Source organism: Streptomyces hyaluromycini (assembly GCF_002217755.1).
GTDB lineage: Bacteria > Actinomycetota > Actinomycetes > Streptomycetales > Streptomycetaceae > Streptomyces > Streptomyces hyaluromycini.
The window spans coordinates 277,264-299,137 of record NZ_BCFL01000025.1; the positions used below are offsets into that span (position 1 = coordinate 277,264).

At 71.6% G+C, this 21,874-nt stretch carries 11 protein-coding genes; 3 read left to right on the forward strand and 8 right to left on the reverse strand.

The window, feature by feature from the left end:
* Positions 1-274: 274 nt before the first annotated feature.
* Both SSP29_RS33690 and SSP29_RS61000 read right to left on the reverse strand, forming a co-directional pair.
* Positions 275-652, reverse strand: a complete 378-nt coding sequence (locus tag SSP29_RS33690) for a hypothetical protein (RefSeq protein ID WP_089104666.1) — start codon at positions 650-652, stop codon at positions 275-277.
* Complete coding sequence (locus tag SSP29_RS61000) at positions 649-11,535, reverse strand: LamG-like jellyroll fold domain-containing protein (protein ID WP_145968979.1); 10,887 nt, start codon at positions 11,533-11,535, stop codon at positions 649-651. The genes SSP29_RS33690 and SSP29_RS61000 overlap by 4 nt, the downstream gene beginning before the upstream one ends.
* 279 nt (positions 11,536-11,814) lie before the next feature.
* Between SSP29_RS61000 and SSP29_RS33700 the strand changes: the two genes are divergently transcribed.
* A complete protein-coding gene (locus tag SSP29_RS33700) occupies positions 11,815-12,978 on the forward strand; it encodes a S8 family serine peptidase (RefSeq protein ID WP_089104668.1) in 1,164 nt (387 codons plus the stop codon).
* A gap of 23 nt (positions 12,979-13,001) precedes the next feature.
* Positions 13,002-13,565, forward strand: coding sequence for a type 1 periplasmic-binding domain-containing protein (locus SSP29_RS33705; RefSeq protein WP_089104669.1), 564 nt, complete (start codon positions 13,002-13,004; stop codon positions 13,563-13,565).
* Between the two features lie 228 nt (positions 13,566-13,793).
* Here SSP29_RS33705 and tatA read toward each other — a convergent pair whose 3' ends face one another.
* The 3 genes from tatA to SSP29_RS33720 form a co-directional block, all read right to left on the reverse strand.
* Entirely contained in the window at positions 13,794-14,063 is a 270-nt protein-coding gene (gene tatA / locus SSP29_RS33710; RefSeq protein WP_089104670.1) for a Sec-independent protein translocase subunit TatA, read from the reverse strand.
* A gap of 140 nt (positions 14,064-14,203) precedes the next feature.
* Positions 14,204-16,699: a magnesium-translocating P-type ATPase gene (mgtA, locus tag SSP29_RS33715; protein ID WP_089104671.1), complete on the reverse strand. Its 2,496-nt coding sequence runs from the start codon at positions 16,697-16,699 to the stop codon at positions 14,204-14,206.
* On the reverse strand, positions 16,689-17,051 hold the full coding sequence (locus tag SSP29_RS33720) for an ArsR/SmtB family transcription factor (protein ID WP_089104672.1): 363 nt from the start codon (positions 17,049-17,051) through the stop codon (positions 16,689-16,691). Before SSP29_RS33720 ends, mgtA begins: the two co-directional genes overlap by 11 nt.
* 159 nt (positions 17,052-17,210) lie before the next feature.
* Here SSP29_RS33720 and SSP29_RS33725 point away from each other — a divergent pair, with 159 nt between their 5' ends.
* The gene (locus SSP29_RS33725; protein WP_089104673.1) at positions 17,211-17,666 is read left to right on the forward strand and encodes a tellurite resistance TerB family protein; all 456 of its coding nucleotides are present in this window, start codon (positions 17,211-17,213) and stop codon (positions 17,664-17,666) included.
* A gap of 55 nt (positions 17,667-17,721) precedes the next feature.
* On the opposite strand, the gene SSP29_RS33730 is transcribed toward SSP29_RS33725, so the two are convergent.
* The 3 genes from SSP29_RS33730 to SSP29_RS33740 form a co-directional block, all read right to left on the reverse strand.
* Positions 17,722-19,092: an MFS transporter gene (locus SSP29_RS33730; protein ID WP_089104674.1), complete on the reverse strand. Its 1,371-nt coding sequence runs from the start codon at positions 19,090-19,092 to the stop codon at positions 17,722-17,724.
* Between the two features lie 196 nt (positions 19,093-19,288).
* A complete protein-coding gene (locus SSP29_RS33735; protein ID WP_438363827.1) occupies positions 19,289-20,776 on the reverse strand; it encodes an aromatic amino acid lyase in 1,488 nt (495 codons plus the stop codon).
* A complete protein-coding gene (locus SSP29_RS33740; protein ID WP_089104676.1) occupies positions 20,773-21,735 on the reverse strand; it encodes an ABC transporter substrate-binding protein in 963 nt (320 codons plus the stop codon). Before SSP29_RS33740 ends, SSP29_RS33735 begins: the two co-directional genes overlap by 4 nt.
* Positions 21,736-21,874 lie beyond the last annotated feature (139 nt).

The following is a 21,874-nucleotide window of genomic DNA, read 5'->3' on the forward strand; positions in this document are numbered from 1 at the left end:
TCCGCCTCTTCCGCATGCGCGGACGCCGGGCAGACTCTGCTTCCCGTTGGCACTGCGCCAGGCAGACTCGGCCCCGGGGGAGGCACTGCCACCCGGCCGTGTTCGAACACGGCCGTCCAGTCGTCCGCGACCTCCCGCCTCCAGTGCCTCGGCGAGCCGTCGGCAGGTGTCGTACGCGTAATCGTCGGCGTTGCCGGCGTCGTCGAGCAGGATCGCGGCATCGATGCAGTGCGGGTACTCCCTCAGGATTCGGCCGCACTGACCAATTCGTGGTTCACGGCTCCCGAATTCTCTCCAGCAGAGCACCCAGATCTGCGGTTGCACGGATGCAGAATTCCTGATCGGCACACTTGAGATCCGTCAGGACCCCTACATAACCCTCTGCGGCTTGCGCGAATTCTCGGCTCAGCCTCTGCGGCATGATGACCCAATTTCTGGCCGAGAAGTCCACCACCCATTCGACGTCCCCCTCGAATGCCGCCACAATCCGCTGGAGATCGTCGCGCACCTGATCCTGCGGGTCGACATAGCGCCACGCGATCATCGGCGGACGAACAAGCGCGTCAAGGGGGTCACGCCCGACGGACATCCTGAACCATTGGACCGTCCCTCGGACCCTCAAGGCATGCAGCACGTCCGCGGAGTCGATCATGAAAAGTCCCCGGCGAAACCCGGACGCCCGAACCTGAGACCCGGATTGAGCGACTTGATCATCTTCATGAAATCACCCTGCGGAATCGCTTCGGAGCTCATTCGCGGATCGTACACATAGCGCCCGTCAGTATACACCTGATGATAGTTGTATTCGACGGTGGTGCCGCCTTCAGGGACCAGCAAGGTCTCGCCTTCACCCTTCAGGGAGATTATTTTCCCCTGACCGCCTGCAGCTCTGAGAAGATTTTCCGCGATTTCGGAGCAGTCGAAACCACTCACATGAATGGGCTGCTCTGCCATCGCCCGCATGACGGCTTCGTTCGGCGGATGATTCGGGTTGGGACTACGGAATCCGAGGGGGTTCTCGCCCGACCCGCCCGACCCATCCGGTTCCTCCGGCTCGGACGTGCAGCCGCCGGTCGACGGCGGGTTCGCCGAGCCGCCGCCGGCCCCGCTGCCGGTGCCGCTGCCGGTGGCGGTCTGCGCGGTCGTCGTGTCGTGATCGTCGGTCGCTGTGGAGCTGGTCGCGTCGTGGCCGGCCGCCGCGGCGGCGTCCTCGGCGGGGGTGGTGCCCAGGATCGGGGTGGAGTTGGTGCCGCCGAGGTTCTGGTTCTTGGGGCGGGTGGGGATGCCGTTGGCACCGCAGTCGTCGTCAGCGGAGGCTGCCAGGGCGAAGACTTCCCCGATCGCCCCGACCGCCGCGGCTTCGGGGGCGAAGAAGAGGCTTGCGCCGAGGGCGAGGCCCAGGACGACGGCTCCGCCGACCGCCCAGGCACTGGTGTGTGAGGAGGAGCCGTATGCCAGGGCGCCGCCGGTGGCCACGCCGTGCAGGTGGCCGTTGCTCGTAGTGGAGCCGGACCCGGAGCCCGAGCCCGAGTCATAGTCGTCCGAGGACGGGGAGTGCGAGCGCGGGCTCGAATAGTCCTCGTCCATGGCGTCGTTGAAGTCCTTGTTGAACTGCCGCTCCCAGGCGTCCTGCTGCTGCTTCAGGGCCTTGTCGTCGGCGGCGTTCTTGGCCTCCTGGGCGCGGGCCTTCGCCGCCCCGATCGCCCACTGCTGCTGCGACCACGCGAGCATCCGGCCCATCTGGCCCGCCTGCCAGTTCTTGAGCCAGGCCTGCATCTGCTCGTAGGCCTCCTCCTGGGCCTTGATGTCGTCGCTGGTGCAGGCGTCGTGGCCGCTGGGGTCGATGTTGTCCAGCGGGTCGTCATCGGCGTACGCGTAAGGGTTGGCGTTGACCGCCGGGATGGGCGCGTTGGTGGCCGAGTCGGCGCTGGTGAACGCGCCGTTGGCGGGGTCGTACCAGCGGCTGGCGGTGTTGACCTGGCCGGTGGCGGAGTCGGTCCAGCCGCCCTGGTAGCCGAGGGAGGTCTGGGTGCCGCTGGAGGCGGTGCGGCGTCCGTAGGCGTCGTAGGCGGTCGAGCCGGTGAGGGCGCTGCCGGTGGCGGTGAAGCTGCCGGTGACGTCGCCGTGGCTGTTGGACAGTGCCAGGGCGGAGCCGGTGCCGTCGGCGGCGGAGGTGGACAGGAGGCCGCCGCCCGCGTCGCGACCGAAGTTCTGGGCGCCGTCGGAGACCTGCGTGTTGGTGGCGTCGGCGTAGCTGAAGGTGGCGGTGCGGCTTCCGGAGGTGGCGGTGGCGAGCCGGCCGAGACCGTCGTAGGTGTAGCCGAGGCCGATGCTGGAGGCCGTCACCTGGTCGAAGGCGTCGGAGGTGTAGGTGGTCGTGGTGCCGCCGCCGGTGACACTCGCGGTGGTGCCCCGGGCGGTGTAGCCGTAGCTGGTGGTGGCGGAGCCGCTGGAGACGGAGGTCAGCTGGTTGCGGGCGTTGAAGGTGGCGGTGGAGCTGCCGGCGGTGGTGCGGTTGCCGTTGCCGTCGTAGCCGTAGCCGGTGGTGCCGGATCCGGTGGTCGCGGACTTCAGGCGGCCGGCGTAGTCGTAGTCGTAGCTGCTGGTGCCCGACCCGGCGGTGCCGGTGGTGGTCAGGGTGGCGATCTGGCCGTCCGCGTTGTACGTGTAGGCGGACGATGCCTCGGTCGTCCCGGAGGGGGAGCTCAGGACGTCCGACTTGAGCTGGTGGAGCGGGGTGTAGTCGTAGGCGCGGGTCGCTCCGCCGGTGCCGTAGGCGATGCTCTTGACCTGGCCGACCTTGTTGTAGTCGAGGGTGGCCGTCACCCCGGTCAGCGGGTCCGTCTCGCTGTTGACCTGCTCGTCGGCGTTGTAGCCGAAGGCGGCGGTGCCGGTCTTGTCGGTGCGCGTGGCGATGGCGCCGTTGGCGTTGTAGGTGTAGGCGGCGGTGCCGGACGGGCCGGCCATGCCGACGACGAGTCCGCGGTCGTCGTAGGTGAACGTGTCCGTGCCGCCGGGCGCGGAGACCGCGTTCGGCCGGCCGGCCGCGTCGTAGCCGAAGGTGCGGGCCGTGGTGGCCGCCTCGGCTCCGGTGCCGGTCTGCGAGGTCAGCTCGCTGTTGGCGTCGTAGCCGTAGGTGAGGACCACTCCGCCGGGACGGGTGACGCTGTGCGTTCTGCCGTCGGCGTCGTAGCCGGTGGTGGTGGTCCGGTCGGCGGCGGAGGTGAGGCCGGTGACGCCGGGCAGGACGCTGGTCTCGGGCAGGCCCAGGGAGTTGTAGGTGTAGTAGGTGTTGTTGTTGTCGGCGTCCGTGTAGCGGGTCTCGCTGCCCGCGGCGTCGTAGCCGAAGGAGGTCTTGATGGTGGTGGTGGCGTCGGCCGGCTGGCTCTGGCTCACCATCCGGTTCAGCGCGTCGTAGGCGACGGTGGTGGTGTGCAGCCGGGCGTCGGTGGCCGAGGTCTGGTTGCCGGCGGCGTCGTAACCGTAGGAGGTCGTGCTCAGCGCGTTGCCGGCCGCGTCCAGCTTGGTGGTGGAGGTGAGCCGCCCGGCCAGGTCGTAGGCCTGGGTGGTCTTCGTGCTGTCGGCGGCGGTGGTCGTGGTGAGCGCGCCGGTGGCGTCGTAGGCGTAGCCGGTGACGTTGCCCAGCGGGTCCTTCGTGGTGAGCGGTTCGCCGAGCGCGTCGTACGTCATGGCGGCCGTGTTGTGCAGCGGGTCCTCGACGGAGGTCAGGTCGCCGAGCCCGTCGTAGCCGTACCCGGTGGTGTACGCCGCCGCGGTGGGGGTGCGCTCCACCTGGGTGCTGGTGATCTGGCGTCCGAGCGGGTCGTAGGTGGCCTCGGTGCGGGCCCCGGTCGGATCGGTGGTGTTCAGCGGCTCGCCGTCGGTGTCGTAGCCCGTGTGGGTCACACGGCCGCCGGGGAGGGTCTGCTGCACCATGTCGCCGAGTTGGTCGTAGACGTACGACGTCTGGTTGTGCAGCGGGTCCGTCTTGGTGAGGAGGTCACCCAGCGGGTCGTAGGTGTACGACGTGGTCGGGGTGACAGAGCCGGCGCCGTCCGGGGAGGTGTAGGCGGGCTGGGAGACGGCCGCGACACGGCTGTCGGCGTCGTAGGTGGCGGTGACGATCCGGCCGTCGGGGTCGTCGGACTCCACCTGGTCGCCGAAGGTGTTGTAGCCGGTGCTGGTGACGGCCACGGTCTGCTGGGCCGCCGCACCGCCGGTCTCGGTGCTGACCGGGGGTGCGGCGGTCGTGGTGAGCTGTCCCGCCTCGTCGTAGGTGTAGGTGGTGGTGTAGGCCGCGGCGGTCGCCCCGGCGGCGTTGCCGCGCGGGTCGGTCTCGGTCCTGGGCAGACCGCGCTGGTCGTAGGTCCAGGTGGTGGTCAGCGGTGCGGATCCGGCGGTGCCGCCGGAGCTGTAGAGCGCGGCGGCTTCGGTGGCGGTGAGGGCGCGGTTGTAGACCTGCGCCTTGCCGACCGAGCCGGTGAAGTACTGGGCCGCGGCCCCGGCGGAGTAGCCGCGGCCGATGACCAGCGGGCCGGTGCTGGCGATGGGTGTGGTGTCGGTGGCGGTGCCCTGGGCGGCGCCGTTGACGTACAGCGTCATCTTGCCGGTGCCGGCGTCGTACGTGCCGAGCAGATGGGTCCAGGTGTTGAGGGTGGGCGCCGCCGTCGAGGTGGCGGCCGCCAGAGTGGGCGCGGCCACGTCGGTGGTGGCCCGGTCGAAGGCCCAGCGGCCGGCGGTCGGGTTGTAGTCGAGTGAGAAGCCGGCGGCCTTGGAGCCCTGCTGGGCGATGACGGTCTGCCAGGTGCCGCTCGGTGTGCTGGTGATCTTGGCCCAGGCCCCCACCGAGAAGCTCTTGGAGGTGTCGACGACCTGGCCGGCGGTGGTGATCTGACCGGCTCCGGCGAAGACGGCCGAGCCGCCGTTGTCGGTGGACCAGGTGGTGCCGGTGTTGAGGGTGCCGACGTTGCCGGTGCCGGAGTGGTCGGCGGCGGTCGGGCTCTCGCCGTCGTCCAGCTTCCACCAGCCCGCCGCGCCGAGCGAGGCGGGGGACTCGCCGGTGGTGGTGGCGGAGGTGTACAGCTGCTTGATCTCGTTGTCGCTGAGGTCGCGCTGGTACATCTGGACGTCGCGGATGCGCCCGGGGAAGAAGTTGACGGCGGCCCCGGCCGCCTTGCCCCGGCCGATCGCGACCCCGCTGGTGCTGGCGACAGGGGTGCTGTCCGTCACCTGGCCCGTCGAGCCGCAGGTGGAGCAGGTTCCGCTCACCTGGACGCCGTTGACCCAGAAGTTCATCCACCCGAGGCCGGCCTCGTACTCGCCCACCAGATGGGTCCAGGTGCCGGCCGTGGCCGCCGTGGTGGCGGTGGCGTTGTAACTGGTGGCGGTGGCGGTGTCGTCGCTGGGGCGGACGAAGCCCCAGGTCTTGGTGGTGTGGTTGTACTCGATCTGGAAGGCGCTGTTCTGGGCGCCCTGCTGGCTGACGACCGTGTAGTCCTTGGTCGTGCTGGTGGCGTTCAGATACGCCCACGCGGAGACGGTGAAGTCCTGGGTGGTGTCCACGACCGGGGTGCCGCTGGTGAGGACGGCTCCCGTGGTGCCGTTGAACTGGGCGTAGTTGCCGCCGGACGGGCCCCAGGCCACGCCGGTGTTCGGGGTGCCGGTGAAGCCGTTGCCGCTGGAGTCGGCGGCGGCGGTGTTGCCTTCGTCGAGCGGCCAGTAGCCGGTGGCGCCGGTGTTGTCGGTGCGCACCGACTGCGAGGTGGGGTTCCCGGTGGTGTCGTAGGAGTAGCCGACCTGGCGGGTCTGGCCGTCACCGGTGAGCAGTTGGGACAGGACGTTGTCGTCCGGGTCGAAGGTGTTGACGGTGACCCGGTCGACTCCGGCGGGGTCGACGGCGGTGCGGGTGGTGCGGTCGGCGGCGTCGACGGTGTACTGGGTCTGGCGCATGCAGGAGGTGCTGGTCCAGACGTCGCATTCCCAGGTCAGGTTGCCGGCGGCGTCGTAGTCGTACGCCTTGTCGGTGACCGCGGAGGAGGTGCCGGAGGCGACGGTCTCGGACTGGAGCCGGTCGTCGTCGAAGTAGCTGTAGGCGGTGGTGCGGCCCATGGAGTCGGTGACCGAGGCGAGCCGGCCGGCCGGGTCGTAGGCCCGGGACTCCGTCACGAGGTCCTGTGCGTCGGAGGGCGCGGTGGGGTCGCCGGTGAAGCCGGTGAGCGTGGTGGTGAGGAGCTGGCCGGTCGCCGAGTAGTCGTACCGGTAGGTGTTCCCGCCCGGGTCGGTCTCGGTGGCCTGCCGGCCGAAGTCGTCGTAGGTGTAGTGGGTGACCAGGTTCGCCGGGTCGGTGACGGTGGTGACCCGGTCGTGGTCGTCGTAGCCGTAGCCGGTGGTGCGGGTGGTGTCGTGGCCGGTGGTGTCGGCGGTCGATCTGCCGGTGAGATCGCCGTCCGCGTCGTAGCTGTAGGTGGTCTTGGGGGTGTGGACGATGCTGGTGACGGCATCGGTGGTGGACTGGTCGGTGACGGTCCAGACGCGGTCCAGGGCGTCGTAGGTGTACTTGGTCTGTACGCCGCCGACCAGCGCCCCGGTGGTCGAGTTGAAGGTGACGGGGTAGGTGTCGGAGCTGACCGCCTTGGTGGTCACCCGTCCGAACACGTCGATGCTGTAGTACGTGGTCTGCCCGGAGGGGTCGGTCTGGCTGCACAGCCGTCCGATGGCACCCGAGTCGCAGTACTGGTACCTCGTGACCTGCCCCTTCGGGTCGGTGACCGAGGCGAGCATGCCGTAGAGCTCGGTGTGGACGACGCCGTTTCTGTCGGTGAACTTCTCGCCGCCCGCGTAGTACCGGTATCGGACGGTCCGCCCGTTCGGGTAGTCCGCCGTCGGGGGCGTGGTCACCGAGGCCAACGCGCCGAACGGGGTGTAGGTGTACGCCGTGCGGTAGGCCGGGTTCGCGGTGCCGGTGGCGCCGGATCTGGCGTCGGCGGCGTAGAGCACCTTGCCGTTGAGCGGGTCCATCGGGTCGGACGCGTTGGTGTGGTAGCTGAAGTAGGAGGTCTGGCAGGAGTTGGCCTGCCGGCAGGTGGTGGTCGTCAGCACGTTGCCGTACGCGTCGTGCTTGCGGGTGACGGTGTGCCCGTTCGGATCGGTGCTGGCGTCCTGGAAGCCCAGGGAGTCGTACGCGTACGTCGTCTCGCCGCCCCGCGCGTCGGTGACGGCGGTGGTGCGGTTGCCGTTGGACGGGTCGTAGGCGAAGGTCTCGGTGTGCTGCGCGGGGTCGGTGACGGTCAGCGTGGTGGAGGGCATCAGCGTGGTGGCGGAGCCCTTGGCCTTGTACAGGCCGAGGCCGGCTTCGACGGCGGTCAGGTCGAGGTCGGTCTGGTAGACGCCGACCTGGCCGATCTCGCCGTTGAACCAGCCCTGTGCGGTGGTGGGCGGCTTGGGCCAGGAGCCCGCGATGTAGCCGGCGCCCACGGTGACGTTGGTCTCGCCCCAGGTCGCGACCTGGCCCGCGATGGTCTTGCCGGTGCGGGTGGCCTGGGTCTGGCCGTCGAGCGACAGGGTCTGGGTGGTGCCGGTGGCGGTCATTTCGACCAGGTGCCAGTTGCCGTCGTTGACGGCCGCCTTTGAGGCCATCGGGGAGGTGGTGCCGTCCCAGAACTGGCCGCGCAGCAGGCCGTCCGTGCCGATGTAGAGGGCCGGCGTGTAGCTGGTGGGCACCGAGCCGATCTGGCCGTTCTGGTACGAGAACAGCACTCCGCCGGCCTGCTTGGTGTTGAACCACAGGGCGACGGAGGCGTTCCCGGTGCCGTCGTCCAGGGCGCCGGCCGGCAGGGTGAGGTAGGAGGAGGTGCCGTTGAACCCGGCGGCGCTGTCCCCGCCGGGTCCGAAGATGCCGGGTTCGCCGAGCATGACGTCGTTGTAGATGCCGTCGGCGGAGCCGGCCGGCTTGTCGATGCCGTACTGGTTGACGGCGGTGAGACCGGCGGACTCGGTCATCGGGTAGTCGTAGGCGGGCCGGGTGCCGCGTACGACGCCGTAGTAGGAGTCGTTGCCGCCGGTGGTGACCGGGTCGGCCAGCCCGTACGTGCCGCCGTCGGCGTCGGTGACGGACGAGGCGCGGTCGGTCAGGGCGTTGTAGCTGACGGCCAGCGCGGTCTTGCCGGACGGCAGCGTGGTGCCGGTGAGCTCGGCGGCGGCCAGGGTGCCGGAGGCGTACTCCTGCTGGACGGCGGGCAGTCCGAGCGGGTGCTGGAGGAAGGAGACGTCCTGGATCTGGCCGCTGAACCAGCCCAGGGCGTTGCCGGTCGGGACGGCGGGCCACGATCCGGCGAGTTCGCCCGCGCCGACGGTGGTGTACGGCTGGCCGCTGACCGCGATGGTGTGGGTGCCGGTACTGGTCCGGGTGGCGGCCTGGGCGCCGTCCAGGAAGAGGGTCTGCGCGGTGCGGGCGCCGGAGAGCACCACGTAGTGCCACTTGCCGTCGTTGACGGCGGCGGCCGTGGTCATCGGGGAGGCGGCGCCGTCCCAGAACTGGCCACGGAGCTTGCCGTCGGTGCCGATGTAGAGGGCAGGCGTGTAGTTGGCGGTGACGGCGGTGCCGGCCTTGGCGCTCTGGTACGAGAAGAGGGTGCCGCCGGCCTGCGTGGTCCTGAACCACAGGCCGATCGCGAGGTTGCTGCTGGAGGCCACCAGGTTGTCGGGCAGCGCCATGGCGGAGCTGGTGCCGTTGAAGGAGGCGGCGGTGGCGGGAGTGCCCGCGAGGGCGCCGGTCTGGCCGAGGGTGACGTTGGCCAGCGTGGCGACGGTGGTGCCCTGGTTGACCACGACCGAGTCGGCGGCGGTGGTGGAGCCGGTGGCGTCGCCGAGGCGCCAGTAGTCGGTGGGGTTGGAGTCCTGGACCATCGACACGAAGTGCGATCCGGAGCTCGTGCCGGAGGTGTACGCGTACTGGGTGCAGGCGGTGGATGTGGTGGTGCTGGTGGCCGGCGGGCACACCGAGGTGAGGTCGTCGGCGGCGTTGTAGCCGTACGACCAGGGGTGGGTGACGCCGGCCACCGTACGGTCGGTGGCGGTGAGGACGTGCGGAACGTTCTTGACCGTTCCGTCGGTGGCCGTGATCTGCTGGACGCCCCAGGTCAGTTCGAGCAGCACGGTCTGGTCGGGCTGGCTGTCGGTCGCCCCGTCGTTGAAGCCGTTGTCCTGGTCGACGGAGTATCCGGCCTGGACGGGCTCGGTGACCTTGAGCGTGCTGCCGTCGGGCAGGGTGAGGGTGACCGGTTTCCAGGTGATGTCCAGGCCGTGGCCGTCGCGGTTGCCGTACTCCCTGAGTCCCCAGTAGGTCTGGCCCGTGACGGGGTCGGTCGCCGGCGTGGTGAAGATGTACCGCATGCCGGACTTCTCGGTCAGCATGAAGCCCGAGCTGCCGTGGGCGGCCGGCGGGGCCGAGAGGACGGCGTAGTCGCCCGCCGGGGGGCTGTAGGTGCCGTCGCCGTTGGCGCCGAACCGCTCCTGGCGGCCGTCGGCCATCGTGATGACGATGTTGCCGGAGCCGTCGTCGTCCGTGGTCGCCCGCATGTCCAGCATGGACGACCAGCCCGCGCCGAACGCCTTGAAGACGCCCGGGTCCAGGCTGTTGTAGGTGCGCTGGATGTTCAGCGCCGTGCCGTCGGCCATCGCGCCGAGGGACAGGTCGGTCGTCTGGGTGGAGTAGTCGCCCATCTGCGGGTCCACACCCTTGACCGTCGCGTCGTAAGGGGCGGCACCCAGATGCGAAGTCACCAGCGGCTGGGGCGCGGAGGGCACGGTGAAGTAGTCGGGCGCGGACCACAGGGAGGTGGCGTCACCGTCGCTGACCAGCGCGGTCCAGTAGTAGGTGCCGCCCCAGGCGAGTTTGCCCGCCGGGACGGTCCAGGTGGAGGTGGTGATGGTGCCGGAGCTCGCCAGCGCGGTGGTGGAGCCGTCGGCGTAGATGTTGAAGGAGTAACTGAGCGCGGTGCCCGGGTAGTTGTCGGGGTCGTGGCCGGTCACACCCAGCACCGGGGTGAGGCTGAAGACCGAGGCGTTGTTGCCGGGCGTGAACGTGTCGACGATCGGCGGGTTGTTGACCACCGGCAGGGAGTAACAGGTCTGCGGCACGCCGTAGGTGGAGAACAGCGTCCCGTTGTAGGACATGTCCCAGCAGATCAGATAGGTCTTGCCCGCGGTCAGCGCGGGGATCGACGCGGTGACGGTGACCGGTTTGTCGGGTGCGACGGTGGACGGCATGACGGCCGGGGTCGCGGCGGGGCTGGTGAGCAGGGTGCGGGTGGTGCCGGAGACCGTGTAGAGCTGGTACGAGAGCTTGTAGCCGTTGGTCGGGGTCCAGGTGGCCGTGCCGCGGTTCTGCACGGTGACCTTGCCCCAGCCGGGCTGGTTGTTCCACGGCGAGGCGTAGCTGACCTCGGAGTAGGAGGCTCCGGCGCCGTTGGGGGTGTACTCGATCGCCAGGTAGGGATCGTCGGCGTAGAACTCCTTGGCCGCGGCGGCGGTACTGGCCGCGGTGAGCGCGAGCCCGTAGTTCGGCGCCCAGCCGTGGGCCCAGTTCATGACCGTCTTGGTGTCGAGGGGGATGCCCTCCCACTGGCGGCCGTTGGAGCAGTCGGTGCCGGCCGCGAAGGAGGCGCTGCCGGTCTGTGCCCCGTAGGCCGGGCCCGGGTAGGTGTCGATCTTCGCCGGGTCCCAGGAGGCGCTGACCGGGAAGACGTTCACCGCCTGGGCGGAGCAGGTGCCGGTGGTGTCCTGGCCGGAGAACTCGGTGTCCAGCCAGAGCGTCGAGTTGACGACGTAGTCGTTGGCGAACTGGGTGCCGAAGCCGCTGAACTGGAGGAACGAGTTGTAGTCGTGGCTCTGGTACTTCCCGACGTACAGCTGCCCGTTGCCGTGGAAGTTCTGGGTGACGCCGGACTCGACGTAGGTCGAGGAGCCGGCGTTGCCCTGGCCGGTCGGGTTGCCCGCGGCGGCCGCGGTCCGGTAGGAGACCGTGGAGGCCGTTCCCGGGGTGGCGGTGGTGGCGGTGGCGATGCGCGCCCAGGTGCCGTCGGATTTACGGTAGTTGACCGGGTGGGTGTGGATCTGGGCGGTGTAGGTGCCGTCGGCGTTCTTGAAGACGGTCGTGGTGGCGGTGTCGAGCTTGGGCTGCTCCACGCTGGTGGACGCGACAAAGCCCCGATGCTTCTTCGTCGCCGGTGCGGCGACGCGCTTCGGGGCTTTGTGGATCCGGCTGCCGGAGTTCACCGGGTCGCTCTTCGTTCCGTGGGCCTTGTAGGCCCCCACCGCGCCCTTGACCTGGCCGGGGCCGGAGCCGGGCAGTGAGGTCCCGGCTCTGCTCCTGGTCGCCGAGGCGGGGACCGCGTGCTTCTTGCCTGCCGCGGTACCGGTCTGCTGTGCCGGGGTGGCGGGGGTGGCCGCCGTTCTCGGTAACGCCTGGGCGGCCTGGCCGCCCTGCACCCCGACCAGCGCGGCGACCGCCACGAACGCCGTCACTCTCAGCGTCATTGGCACATGCCGGACGGATCTCCACAAGCGGCCCATCATCGTTGCCCCCCCCAGCGATGCCCACCATCCAACTCCGGACAGCCGGATCTTCTATCAGCGGGGCGACGGCCCGGGACAGCCATATATCCCGGGCCATTGGCATCAAAGACCGGCATTGCGCACCAAGGTTGACCGGTACATTGCAAGTCCTTGTGGTTTTCCTGGCCAACTCCCGCCCCACTCTTGCCAGTTGGAGGGGAAGGCTGCTCTCACTGGACATCAGAGGGGCTGCGGGGGCAGATGAGACCGGGACAGTCGGGCGTTTTACGAGCCTGCGCATACGTCGGCCTGCCGCTGCTGCTCCTCCTGGCCGCCGCACCCGGGGCCGCCGCGCGGCAGTCCGCCGCACCCACCCCCCTCGGCTCCGAATGGCCCCTGGACGCCCGGCACTTCGACGCCTCCCGGATCTGGCGGCTCAGCCAGGGGGCCGGCGTCACGGTCGCGGTGGTCGACACCGGGGTGAACGCCCGTCACCCCGATCTGGCGGGCCGGGTCCTGCCCGGTACCGACGTCACCGGCCAGGCCGCCGACGGCAGGGTCGACGTCTCGTCGGAATCCCACGGCACCTCGGTCGCCGGGGTCATCGCGGGCTCCGGCGGCACCGGCGGCACCGGCGGCACCGGCAAGGGCATGGCCGGGCTGGCCCCCCGGGCCACCCTGCTCCCCGTCCGCGTCAGCGGCAACGAGGCGGCGGATCCGCTCGCCCTGGCCCGGGGCATCGTCTACGCCGCCGACCACGGGGCCGCGGTCATCAACATCTCGATGGTGACCACCGATCCCGACCCGCAGATCCGCGACGCCGTCGCCTATGCGCGGAGCCACGACGTCATCGTGGTCGCGGCGGCGGGCAACAGCGGCCGGGCGGGAAACCCGGTGACCTATCCGGCCGCGTTCCCCGGCGTGGTCGCCGTCTCCGGCACCACCCGCGACGGCGGCTTCTGGGCCGCCGGCGAGTCCGGTTCCTACATCGCGCTGGCGGCCCCGGCGGTGGACATCTACTCGACGAGGAACAGCGGCGGCTACCTCACCAAGGACGGGACCAGTTATTCCGCTCCCTATGTCTCCGCGGCCGCCGCGCTGCTGCGCGCCGCTTACCCGTCGGAGAGCGCCGGGCAGATCATCGCCCGGCTCATCGGCACCGCCGACCTTCCCGGCGGAGGGTCCGGCCGTGACGACCGCTTCGGCTACGGCATCGTCGACCCCCTGAAGGCCCTGGGCGCGCCGGCTCCGGCCTCCAGTGCCAATCCGCTGCTCACCGCCTCCGGAGACGGCGCCCCGAAGGCAGCCGACGCGGCGGGCGGCACTTCCGGCGGAACCGTCGCGGTCATCGGCGCCGTGGCGGGGGTGACCGCCGCCGGGGCGGGCGGCTTCCTCGTCCGCCGCCGCTCCCGTCGTCGTACGTGACCCCCAGGAGGAACCCGATCAGCATGCGGCTCCCGGCTCTCACCGCGCGGCCCGTCCGCCGCTTCGCCGGTCTCGTACGCGGCCACCCGGTCATCGCCGCGACCGCGGCCGCCGTCCTCCTGGCGGTCCTGTCGCTCACCGCGCTGCTCACCGGAGACCGGAGCGACCGGCCCCGGGCCGCCAACGTCTCCCGCAACTTCCGGGCCTGTCTGCTCGTCTCGCCCGCGGGCGCCACCGACGCCCGGCTCAGCCAGGTGTCCTGGCAGGGCATGCAGGACGCGGCGCGCTCCGGCGGGGTCAACGCCCAGCGTTTCCCGACCCCGACCATCGACGCCAAGGCCGCGCTGCCGTACTTCAACGGCGCCGTGCAGCATCACTGCGAGCTGATCGTCACCGTCGGCACCGGCATGAAACCCGCGACCGAGGCCGCGGCGCGCGCCAACCCCCACCAGGAGTTCGTGATCATCGGCGCCACCTCGGCACGCCCGCACATCTCGGCCATCGCCGCGCCTGACGACCCCGGGAAGGAACAGGCCGGAGAGGAACTGGCCAAAAAGGTCAGCGCCTTCATCGCAGACCGACGCTGACCGTCCGCCGCCGGTCCGGCAGCACACCGGCGGCGGATCCGGCGGGGCCATCGGTGCACCGGGTCCGCGCAGGCCGGTGCCGCGCGTCAGGCCGGTCGGCGGGCGGTCACGGAGTCGGCCGGCGGTCCGGCAGCGGCCGGCCGAGCTGCCGGGTCCCACCGGTCCGGGATACCCCGGACCGGTCACACCATACGAATCAGCGACCCGCGCGGCACGGGACCGGGGGCGTCAGCTCGTCGTGGCCGTCGGCTCGCCGACCGTCCTGGGCTCCGGCTGCGCGGGGGCCGTGACCGGCTCCGCCGCCATCTGTACCGACGTCGGCTCCACCGGCGCCGCCGCCGTGTCGTCGGTCTTCATGGCCTTCGCCTCGCTCTTCAGGATGCGCATCGACTTGCCCAGGGCCCGGGCGGTGTCGGGCAGCTTCCGGGAGCCGAAAAGCACGATGAAGACGATCGCGACGATCAGCAGGTGCCAGGGTTCCAGTCCGTTGCGGAGCATGACCGCCCCCTCCCTTTCTCACGTTCCTTCGTGCCGACGGAGGGTGCTTCACGCGCCTCGGCCGGGCAGCGACGATTGCTACATTGCGCAACTGTACAACCCGGGCTGGGAAACGCTCCCCGGACCCGGCCCCGCAATCGCTACCGCCGGTCGTGGCGTGCCCGCACCGCTCGCAGCGCCAGTGCGTACAGCCCCAGGACGGCGGCGAGCAGGGCGTGGTAGGCGGGCGGCAGCCCGGTCATGCCCAGGGCCGCGCCCAGGGGGCCGGGCGGGAGCAGCAGGCCGACGGCGGCGAGTGCGGCGGCCGCCCGGCCCACGGGCCCTCGGCGGGAGCCGCCCCGCAGCAGGAGCATCACCAGGGCCTGGGTGAGCAGGTTCTCGGTGAACCACGCGGAATGGAAGACCGCCTGGTCGTCGAGGGCGTCGGGGCCGCGCAGGGCGAGCGCGAGGACGCCGAAGGTGGCGAGGTCGGCGATCGCGTTGAGCGCACCGAAGCCGGTGATGAACCGCAGGAAGGCACGCGGCCGGAGCACGGTCGGGCGGCGCAGTGCCGCAGGCCCGGGGCGGTCGTAGGCGAAGGCGAGCTGGGCGGCGTCGAAGCAGAGGTTCTGGGCCAGCACCTGGACCGGGAGCATCGGCAGGAAGGGGAGGAGCAGGCCGGCGGAGAGCATCGCGATGACGTTGCCGAGGTTGGAGGAGAGCGTGACCCGCAGATAGGAGGCGATGTTGGCGCTGCTGCGCCGGCCGGCGGTGACGGCGTGCCCGATGGCGCCGAGGTCCTTCTCGGCGAGGACCACGTCGGCGGTCTCGCGGGCGAGGTCCACGGCGGTGCGGGGCGCGATCCCGACGTCGGCCGCGCGCAGGGCGGGGACGTCGTTGACCCCGTCCCCGAGGAACCCGACGGTGTGCCCGGCGGCGCGCAGTCCGGCCACGATCCGGGCCTTGTCCTCGGGGGTGCAGCGGGCGACGACGACAGGTCCGTCGACACGTGCGGCGCCCTCCGACGCCGCCACCCCCGTCTCGACCGCTCCCAGTCCCAGGTCCCGGCAGGCCCGCGCGGCGGTGGCCGGGTGGTCGCCGGTCAGGATCCGGATCGTGATACCGAGGCCGGCGAGGCCGCGCAGGGCCTCGGCGGCGCCGGGGGCGAGGGCGTCGCGGAAGGTGACCAGGCCGCGGAAGGCGAGGCCGTGTTCGTCGGCGGCCGTGCAGGGCCGGGTGCGGGCCGGAACCCGGGCGGTGGCCACGGCCAGGACGCGCAGCCCGGCGTCGGCCTCGCGGGCGGCGAGGGCGAGGAGGCGCTCGCGTTCGGCGGGGTCGAGGTCGCAGCGGTCCAGTACGTCCTCGGCGGCGCCCTTGGTGACGAGGACATGGGTGCCGCGGCTGCCGGCGACGACGGCGGTGGCGGTGCGCCGCTCGGGGGCGAAGGGGACGGCGCCGATGCCGTCGTACTCCTCCCCCACCGGTCCGGCGGCCGTGAGCAGGGCCTCGTCGAGTGCGTCGGGGGCGGGCAGTTCGGCGAGTTGCAGGGTCCACCAGGCGCCGACGGCCGCCCAGCGCAGCACCTCGGGGTCGTCGTCGCCGTCGGGTCCGAGGGCGCGTTCGACGACGGGCCGGTCCTGGGTGAGGGTGCCGGTCTTGTCGAGACAGAGCACGTCGACCGCGCCCAGGTCGTGCAGCGCGGGCAGCCGTCGTACGACGACCCGGTGGGCGCGGGCCAGCAGCGCGGCGCCCCGGGCCAGGCAGGTGGTGACGATCACCGGGAGCATCTCGGGGGTGAGCCCGACGGCGACCGCGACCGCGAAGGGCAGCGTCTCCAGTCCGCGGCCGCGCAGGGCGGCGTTGGCCATCAGGACCAGCGGCGGGGTCAGCAGCATGAACCGGACGAGCACCCAGGAGATGCCGTGCACGGACCGGTCGAAGGCGCTCGCCTCGCGCGGCGCGGCTGCGCCCTGGGCGACGGCGAACCGGGTCCGCTCCCCCGTCTCCACGACCACCGCCGTGGCACTGCCCGAGGCGACGCCGCTGCCCTGGAAACAGAGGTACGGCTCGTCGAAGGGGCCGCCTTCCGAGCGGTCGGGGACGTCCACCGCGGACTTGGCGACGGGCGCCGACTCGCCGGTGAGCACGGCCTGGTGCACGGTCAGCCCCCGGGCGCGCAGCAGTCGTACGTCGGCCGGGACCAGGTCGCCCGGGCCGAGCCGGACGACGTCACCCGGGACCAGTTCGGCGACCGGGATCTCCCGCGCCCGCGGCTCGGTGTCGACGCCGGAGCGGCGCAGCACGGTGGCGGTGCCGGCGACGAGTGCGCGCAGGGCGGCCAGCGAGCGGTCGGCACGGTGTTCGCCGGCGGCCCGCAGTCCGCAGCTGACCGCGACCAGGGCGAGGATCACGACGGCGGTGCCCCAGGAGGCGACGAGAGCGGAGACCAGGCCGAGGGTGAGGAGGACGGCGGTGAAGGGGTCGCGCAGGGCACGGGCGCAGCGCAGCGGCCAGGAGTCGGTGTGCGGGCGGGGCGGGGTGTTCTCGCCGAGGCCTGCGAGCCGGGCCGCGGCCTCGGCCTCGGTGAGCCCCCGCGGTCCCGTGTCCAGTCGGCGCAGCACCTGCAGCGAGGTGGCGGCCTCGCCCTCAGAGACCACGGAGCCGCCGGGGGGCGGGGAGCTCGGCGCCGGTGCTGCGGGCGGTGAGGCAGCCGACCAGGAGGCGTACGACGTCGACGACGTCGGGGTCGTCGACCAGGTACACCTGGCGGCGGCCCTCCCGGCGGGAGCGGACGAGACCGGCGAGCTTCAGCTTGGTCAGGTGCTGGCTGACGGCGGGCAGCGCGCCGCCGACCCGTTCGGCGAGGCCCGTGACATCGCTCTCGCCCTGGGCCAGCGCCCAGACGATGTGCAGCCGGGCGGGCGAGGCGAGCAGCCCGAAGGCCGCGGCCGCCTCCGCGAGCACGTCCGCGGTGGGGTCCTCGTAGCCGCTGCCGGGCACCGTCGCCACCGTCGTCGTCCTCCTGTCCAGCGCGTCGAAGCGACCCGCCGCGGGTCGGAGGGACAGTTTAGGGCGCGGGAACTTATCGGCCGCCGCGCAAGTTTCTACGGTGTTGTAGAAGTAATTTTTTGGCAAGCAGGACTCTTACCTACCGAGGAGTGAGTGCGCATGGCCCTGTGGGACCGCATCAAGGATTCCGCGACGCAGATGCAGACCCAGCTCGTGGCGAAGAAGAACGACCTGAAGAGCGGTGCGTTCCGCGACGCGAGCATGGCGATGTGCGCGCTCGTGGCCGCCGCCGACGGCACCATCGATCCGGCCGAGCGCCAGCGGGTCGCCCAGCTCATCTCGACCAACGAGGTGCTGCAGAACTTCCCGGCGGACGACCTTCGCCGCCGCTTCGAGGAGAACCTGAACAAGCTGACCGCCGACTTCGCCTTCGGCAAGGTGAGCGTGCTCCAGGAGGTCGCCAAGGCGAAGAAGAAGCCGGCCGAGGCGCGTGCCGTCATCCAGATCGGCATCGTGATCGGCGGCGCGGACGGCGACTTCGACAAGACCGAGCAGGCCGTGGTCCGCGAGGCGTGCTACACCCTCGACCTGCCGCCGCACGAGTTCGACCTCTGACCGGCACCGACGGGACGGGGGCGGCGGGACCAGGGGCGGCCGGACCGCGGACGGCTCACATCCGCCGGCTCGTGGCCCAGCAGAGTGCGGTGAGGGCCGCGGCCACGGCGCAGGCCGCCGCCGCCGAGCCGTCCAGATAAGTACTGCCGAGGACCGCCACTCCCAGCGTCGCCCCCAGTTGCTGTACGGCGTTCAGCGCACCCGCCGCCGAGCCGACCTCCTGGGGGCGCAGCGGCCGCAGGGCCAGCGTGAAGAAGGCGGGGGTGAACAGGCCCGCGCCCAGGCCGACCAGGGCCAGCGCGGGCAGGAGCGGCCAGGGATAGTGGACGGGGGCGGTGCCGGCAGTGCTGGCGTACACGGCCGCGGCGGCCGTCAGGCCCATGAGCACCAGGGCCAGGCCGCAGGGCATCATGCGGCGCCGGGCACCGCGGCGGCCCGACAGCCAGGACGACACCGCCAGGCCGATCGACCACGGCGTGAGGCTCAGCCCTGCCGCCAGTACGCCCTGGCCCGCCTGCAGTTGCAGCTGGAGGACGACGACGGTCAGCAGGCCGTTGGTCACCGCGAAGAACGTCGTCGAGGTGGCGAGGGCGGCCGGGAAGCCCGGGCGGGTGAAGAGGCTCGGTTCCAGGAGGGGCGCGGTCGTGCGGCGCTGGTGCCGTGCGAAGGCGGCCAGGGTGAGCAGGCCGAGCGCCAGCGACGCCCAGTCGCGCGGCGGGAGTTCGGTGAGGTCCGTGCCGATCAGGGGGTAGACCAGCAGGCCCGTGCCGGTCGCCGCGAGTGCCGTGCCCGGCCAGTCGAGGGCGGGGCGGTGCGGGGCGCGGTTCTCCGGGAGCTTCGGGGACAGGGCGAGGACGACCAGGGCCACCGGGACGTTCACCAGGAAGGCTGCCCGCCAGGAGGAGCCGAACAGGTCGGCGTGGGTGAGGACGCCGCCGAGGACCGGGCCGCAGACGGCCGCGAGGCCCATCACCGGACCGATGCTGCCCAGCGCCCGGGACAGCTCGTCGCCCTCGAACATCGCCTTGATGAGCCCGATGGTCTGCGGAATGATCACGGCCGCCGCCGCGCCCTGCACCGCGCGGAAGGCGATCAGCAGGCCCGCCGTCGGTGCGAGTGCGCAGGCGACGGAGGCCGCGGTGAAGAGCGTGACGCCGAGGACGAAGAGCCGGCGGCGGCCCGCGATGTCGCCGAGCCGTCCGCCGGTGATCAGCAGGACCGCGAACGGCAGGGTGTACGCCGTACTGAACCACTGGACGTCGGAGACGGAGCCGCCGAGGCCGGCGTGCACGGCGGGGGCGGCGACCTGGACGATCGTCGCGTCCAGGAGGTTCATCGCCTCGGCGAGGAGAAGGGCGGCGAGGGCGGGCCGGCGCCAAGGGTAGGGGGCCGGGGTGGTGGGGGCGTGCGTGGGTGTGGTTTTCATGGGGGCAGCGTGCGGGGCGCTGCGCGGGTGCCGACGGTTTTGGTCGGGAGGTCGCTGCTTTCTTCCATCGCACCCGGTGTTTGTGACGGAATCACACGCGATGAGTTGTGGCTGCGGGTGGGTGGGGGCTGGTCGCGCCCGCGCGGCGGAGCCGCAGATTTGATACAGCCCCGCGCCCCCAAGAAGGGTCGGCTGCTCAGACGTCGGCCAGGAGGGGCAGTACATCCATCGCCGCCGTCACGTCCCCGGTCAGCGCGCGGTCTTCCATGTCGCCCGGCAGAGCCGCCGCGGCCAGTCTGAAGGCGGGCACCGTCGGCTCCACCGGGCCCAGTCGCAACGCCCGTACCGCCGCCACCAGTTCGCAGGCCAGTACCACCGGGTACGCCTCTGCCGCCCGTTCGGCCTGTTTCGCCGCCTGGTCCGCGAAGCTCGCCGCCTCCTCCAGGCCGTGGGAGAGGACGGTGTGGCCGGCCGATGCCGGGGCCGCGCTGGAACGGAGCTCTGCCAGGGCCGAGTTGGCGGTGTACTCCAGGATCATCGTGCCGGAGCTGCTCGCCGGACCCGCGGTCAGGAAGGCGGGCAGGCCCGTGAGGTCGGCGCGGGTCAGGGCATGGAGGCGGGCGGCGGAGAGCTGGGCGGTCTGGAGGAGGGCCAGGTCGAGGCCGTCCAGGGCCAGGGCGAGCGGGGCCGCGAAGAAGCCGCCGTGGTGGTAGACGTGGCCGTCGGGGGCCAGCACGGGGTTCTCCGTGGGGCAGTTGATCTCCGTCTCGACGATGTGGCGGAGCCTGTCGGCGGCCTCCAGGGCCGCGCCGTGGACCTGCGGGAAGGCGCGGAAGCCGTAGGGGTCCTGGATGCGGCGGCCGGTGGTGAGCGGGTGGTCGGGGATCGCGAGGAGGCGTCGTACCTCCGCTGCCGCCCTGGCCGGGCCGGGGTAGGGGCGCAGGGCGTGCACCTCGGGGGCGTAGGCCTCCGGGGAGCCGGAGACGGCGGCCAGGGAGAGGGCGGCCACCGCGTGGGTGGCCCGCAGCAGTACGTCCAGGTCGTGGCAGGCCAGGGCGGCCCTGCCCAGGGCCAGGGCGTTGCTGCTCAGGAGGGCGAGCGAGTCGCCGGGGCGGAGGGCGACCGGGGCGGGCAGTTCGGCGTCGGAGGACGCCGTGAGCCAGGGGCGTTCGCCGATCAGGGTCAGGCCGGTCTGGGCCAGGGCCGTGAGGTCGCCGGTGCCCACACCCCCGTACTCGTTGATCGCGGGGTGCACGCCGAGACGCAGGGCCTCGGCCAGCGCCGTGACGAAGGAAGGGTGGATGCCGGAGCCGGCGGCCAGCAGCTGGTTGGCCCGGACGGCCATCAGCGCGCGGGCCTGACGGGCCGGCAGCAGCGGGCCGGCGCCGCCGGCGTGGCTGCGCAGCAGGCGCAGGGTGTGGCCGGACGCGTCGGACGGGTCGACGATGACGGAGCGGTGGGCGCCCACGCCGGTGCCGCGGCCGTACCAATGCCCCCGTGCGGCGAGGCGGTCGGCGCTCTCGTGGGCCCGGCGGACCCGGTCGAGCGCCTCCGGCGGTACGACAGGGCCGGCAACGGCGTCGGCGAGCCGGACGAGTCCGGTCAGGCCGAGGCCGTTGCCGTCGAGCACGACCCGGTCCGAGGAAGGTCCAGGGAGGATCCGCGGCAGGTCGAACACGGTCAGCTGGTGAGGCCGACCTTCTTCAGCCACGCCTGGGCGACCTCCAGCGGGTCCTTGTTGTCCGACTGCACCTGGGTGTCCATGTCCAGCAGGGCCGCGGTGTCGAGCTTGGCGGAGACGGCGTTGAGGGCGTCGGTGGCCGTCTGGTTCAGGGCGCTCTTGTAGACCAGGGGCTGGACGTTCTCGAAGCCGAAGAGGTTCTCCGGGTCCTGGAGGACGACGAACTTCTCCTTGGTGATGGTCGGGTCCGTGCTGAAGATGTCGGCGGCCTGCACCGCGTTCTTCTTCAGGGCGGCCTCGGTGAGCGCGCCGCCCGCGTCCAGCGCCTTGAAGGACTTGAACTCCAGGCCGTACACGGACTTCAGGCCGACCAGGCCCTGCTGGCGGGTCTGGAACTCCGGCGAGGCGCCGATGGCCAGGTCCTTGGCGATGGTCTTGAGGTCGGCTATGGAGGACTTCTCGGTGAGGTTGTACTTGGCGGCCGTGGCCGCGTTGACCGTCACCGTGTCCTTGTCCTGCGCGTCCGCCGGGTCGAGCAGCGTCAGCTTGGAGTCCAGCTTGGCCCCGATGGCCGACGTGGTCTCCTCGACGGTCTTCGGGGTCGCCTTGGGGTCGAGGTAGGCGAGCAGGGCGCCGTTGTACTCGGGCAGAACGGAGATCGAACCGTTCTTGAGCAGGCCGTAGGTGGTCTCGCGGCTGCCGATGTTCGGCTTGTAAGTGACCTTGACGCCCTTGGCCTTCAGTGCTTCGCCGTAGATGTCGGCGATCAGGGTGCTCTCGGCGAAGTTGTTGGAGCCGACGACGACGGTGTCCCCGCTCGCCTTGCTGTCCGACAGCGGGTCGGACTTGCTGTCGTCGGAAGAGGAACAGCCCGCCAGCAGGGCCGTCGTCGCGGCGAGCGCGACGGCCGCCACGCCTCGGTATGTCCGGATTGACCTGCTGGGAAGGGTGTTGGAAGTCACGGTTGCCGTTCCGGGAGCTGTGGGAAGGGTGGGGGTGTTGCGAACCACGCGGACCTGGTTGTGCACCACGGGGCTGTTCGAACCACTCCGGACGATCCAATCCAGCCGGTTCTCGGTCAGTCAAGTGTCTCCGGGTCAC

Coding starts and splice junctions, on each gene's coding strand:
- SSP29_RS33690 (WP_089104666.1), bottom strand. CDS start 652: ATGATCGACTCCGCGGACGTGCTGCATGCCTTGAGGGTCCGAGGGACG.
- SSP29_RS61000 (WP_145968979.1), bottom strand. CDS start 11,535: ATGACGCTGAGAGTGACGGCGTTCGTGGCGGTCGCCGCGCTGGTCGGG.
- SSP29_RS33705 (WP_089104669.1), top strand. CDS start 13,002: ATGCGGCTCCCGGCTCTCACCGCGCGGCCCGTCCGCCGCTTCGCCGGT.
- SSP29_RS33725 (WP_089104673.1), top strand. CDS start 17,211: ATGGCCCTGTGGGACCGCATCAAGGATTCCGCGACGCAGATGCAGACC.
- SSP29_RS33730 (WP_089104674.1), bottom strand. CDS start 19,092: ATGAAAACCACACCCACGCACGCCCCCACCACCCCGGCCCCCTACCCT.
- SSP29_RS33700 (WP_089104668.1), top strand. CDS start 11,815: ATGAGACCGGGACAGTCGGGCGTTTTACGAGCCTGCGCATACGTCGGC.
- tatA (WP_089104670.1), bottom strand. CDS start 14,063: ATGCTCCGCAACGGACTGGAACCCTGGCACCTGCTGATCGTCGCGATC.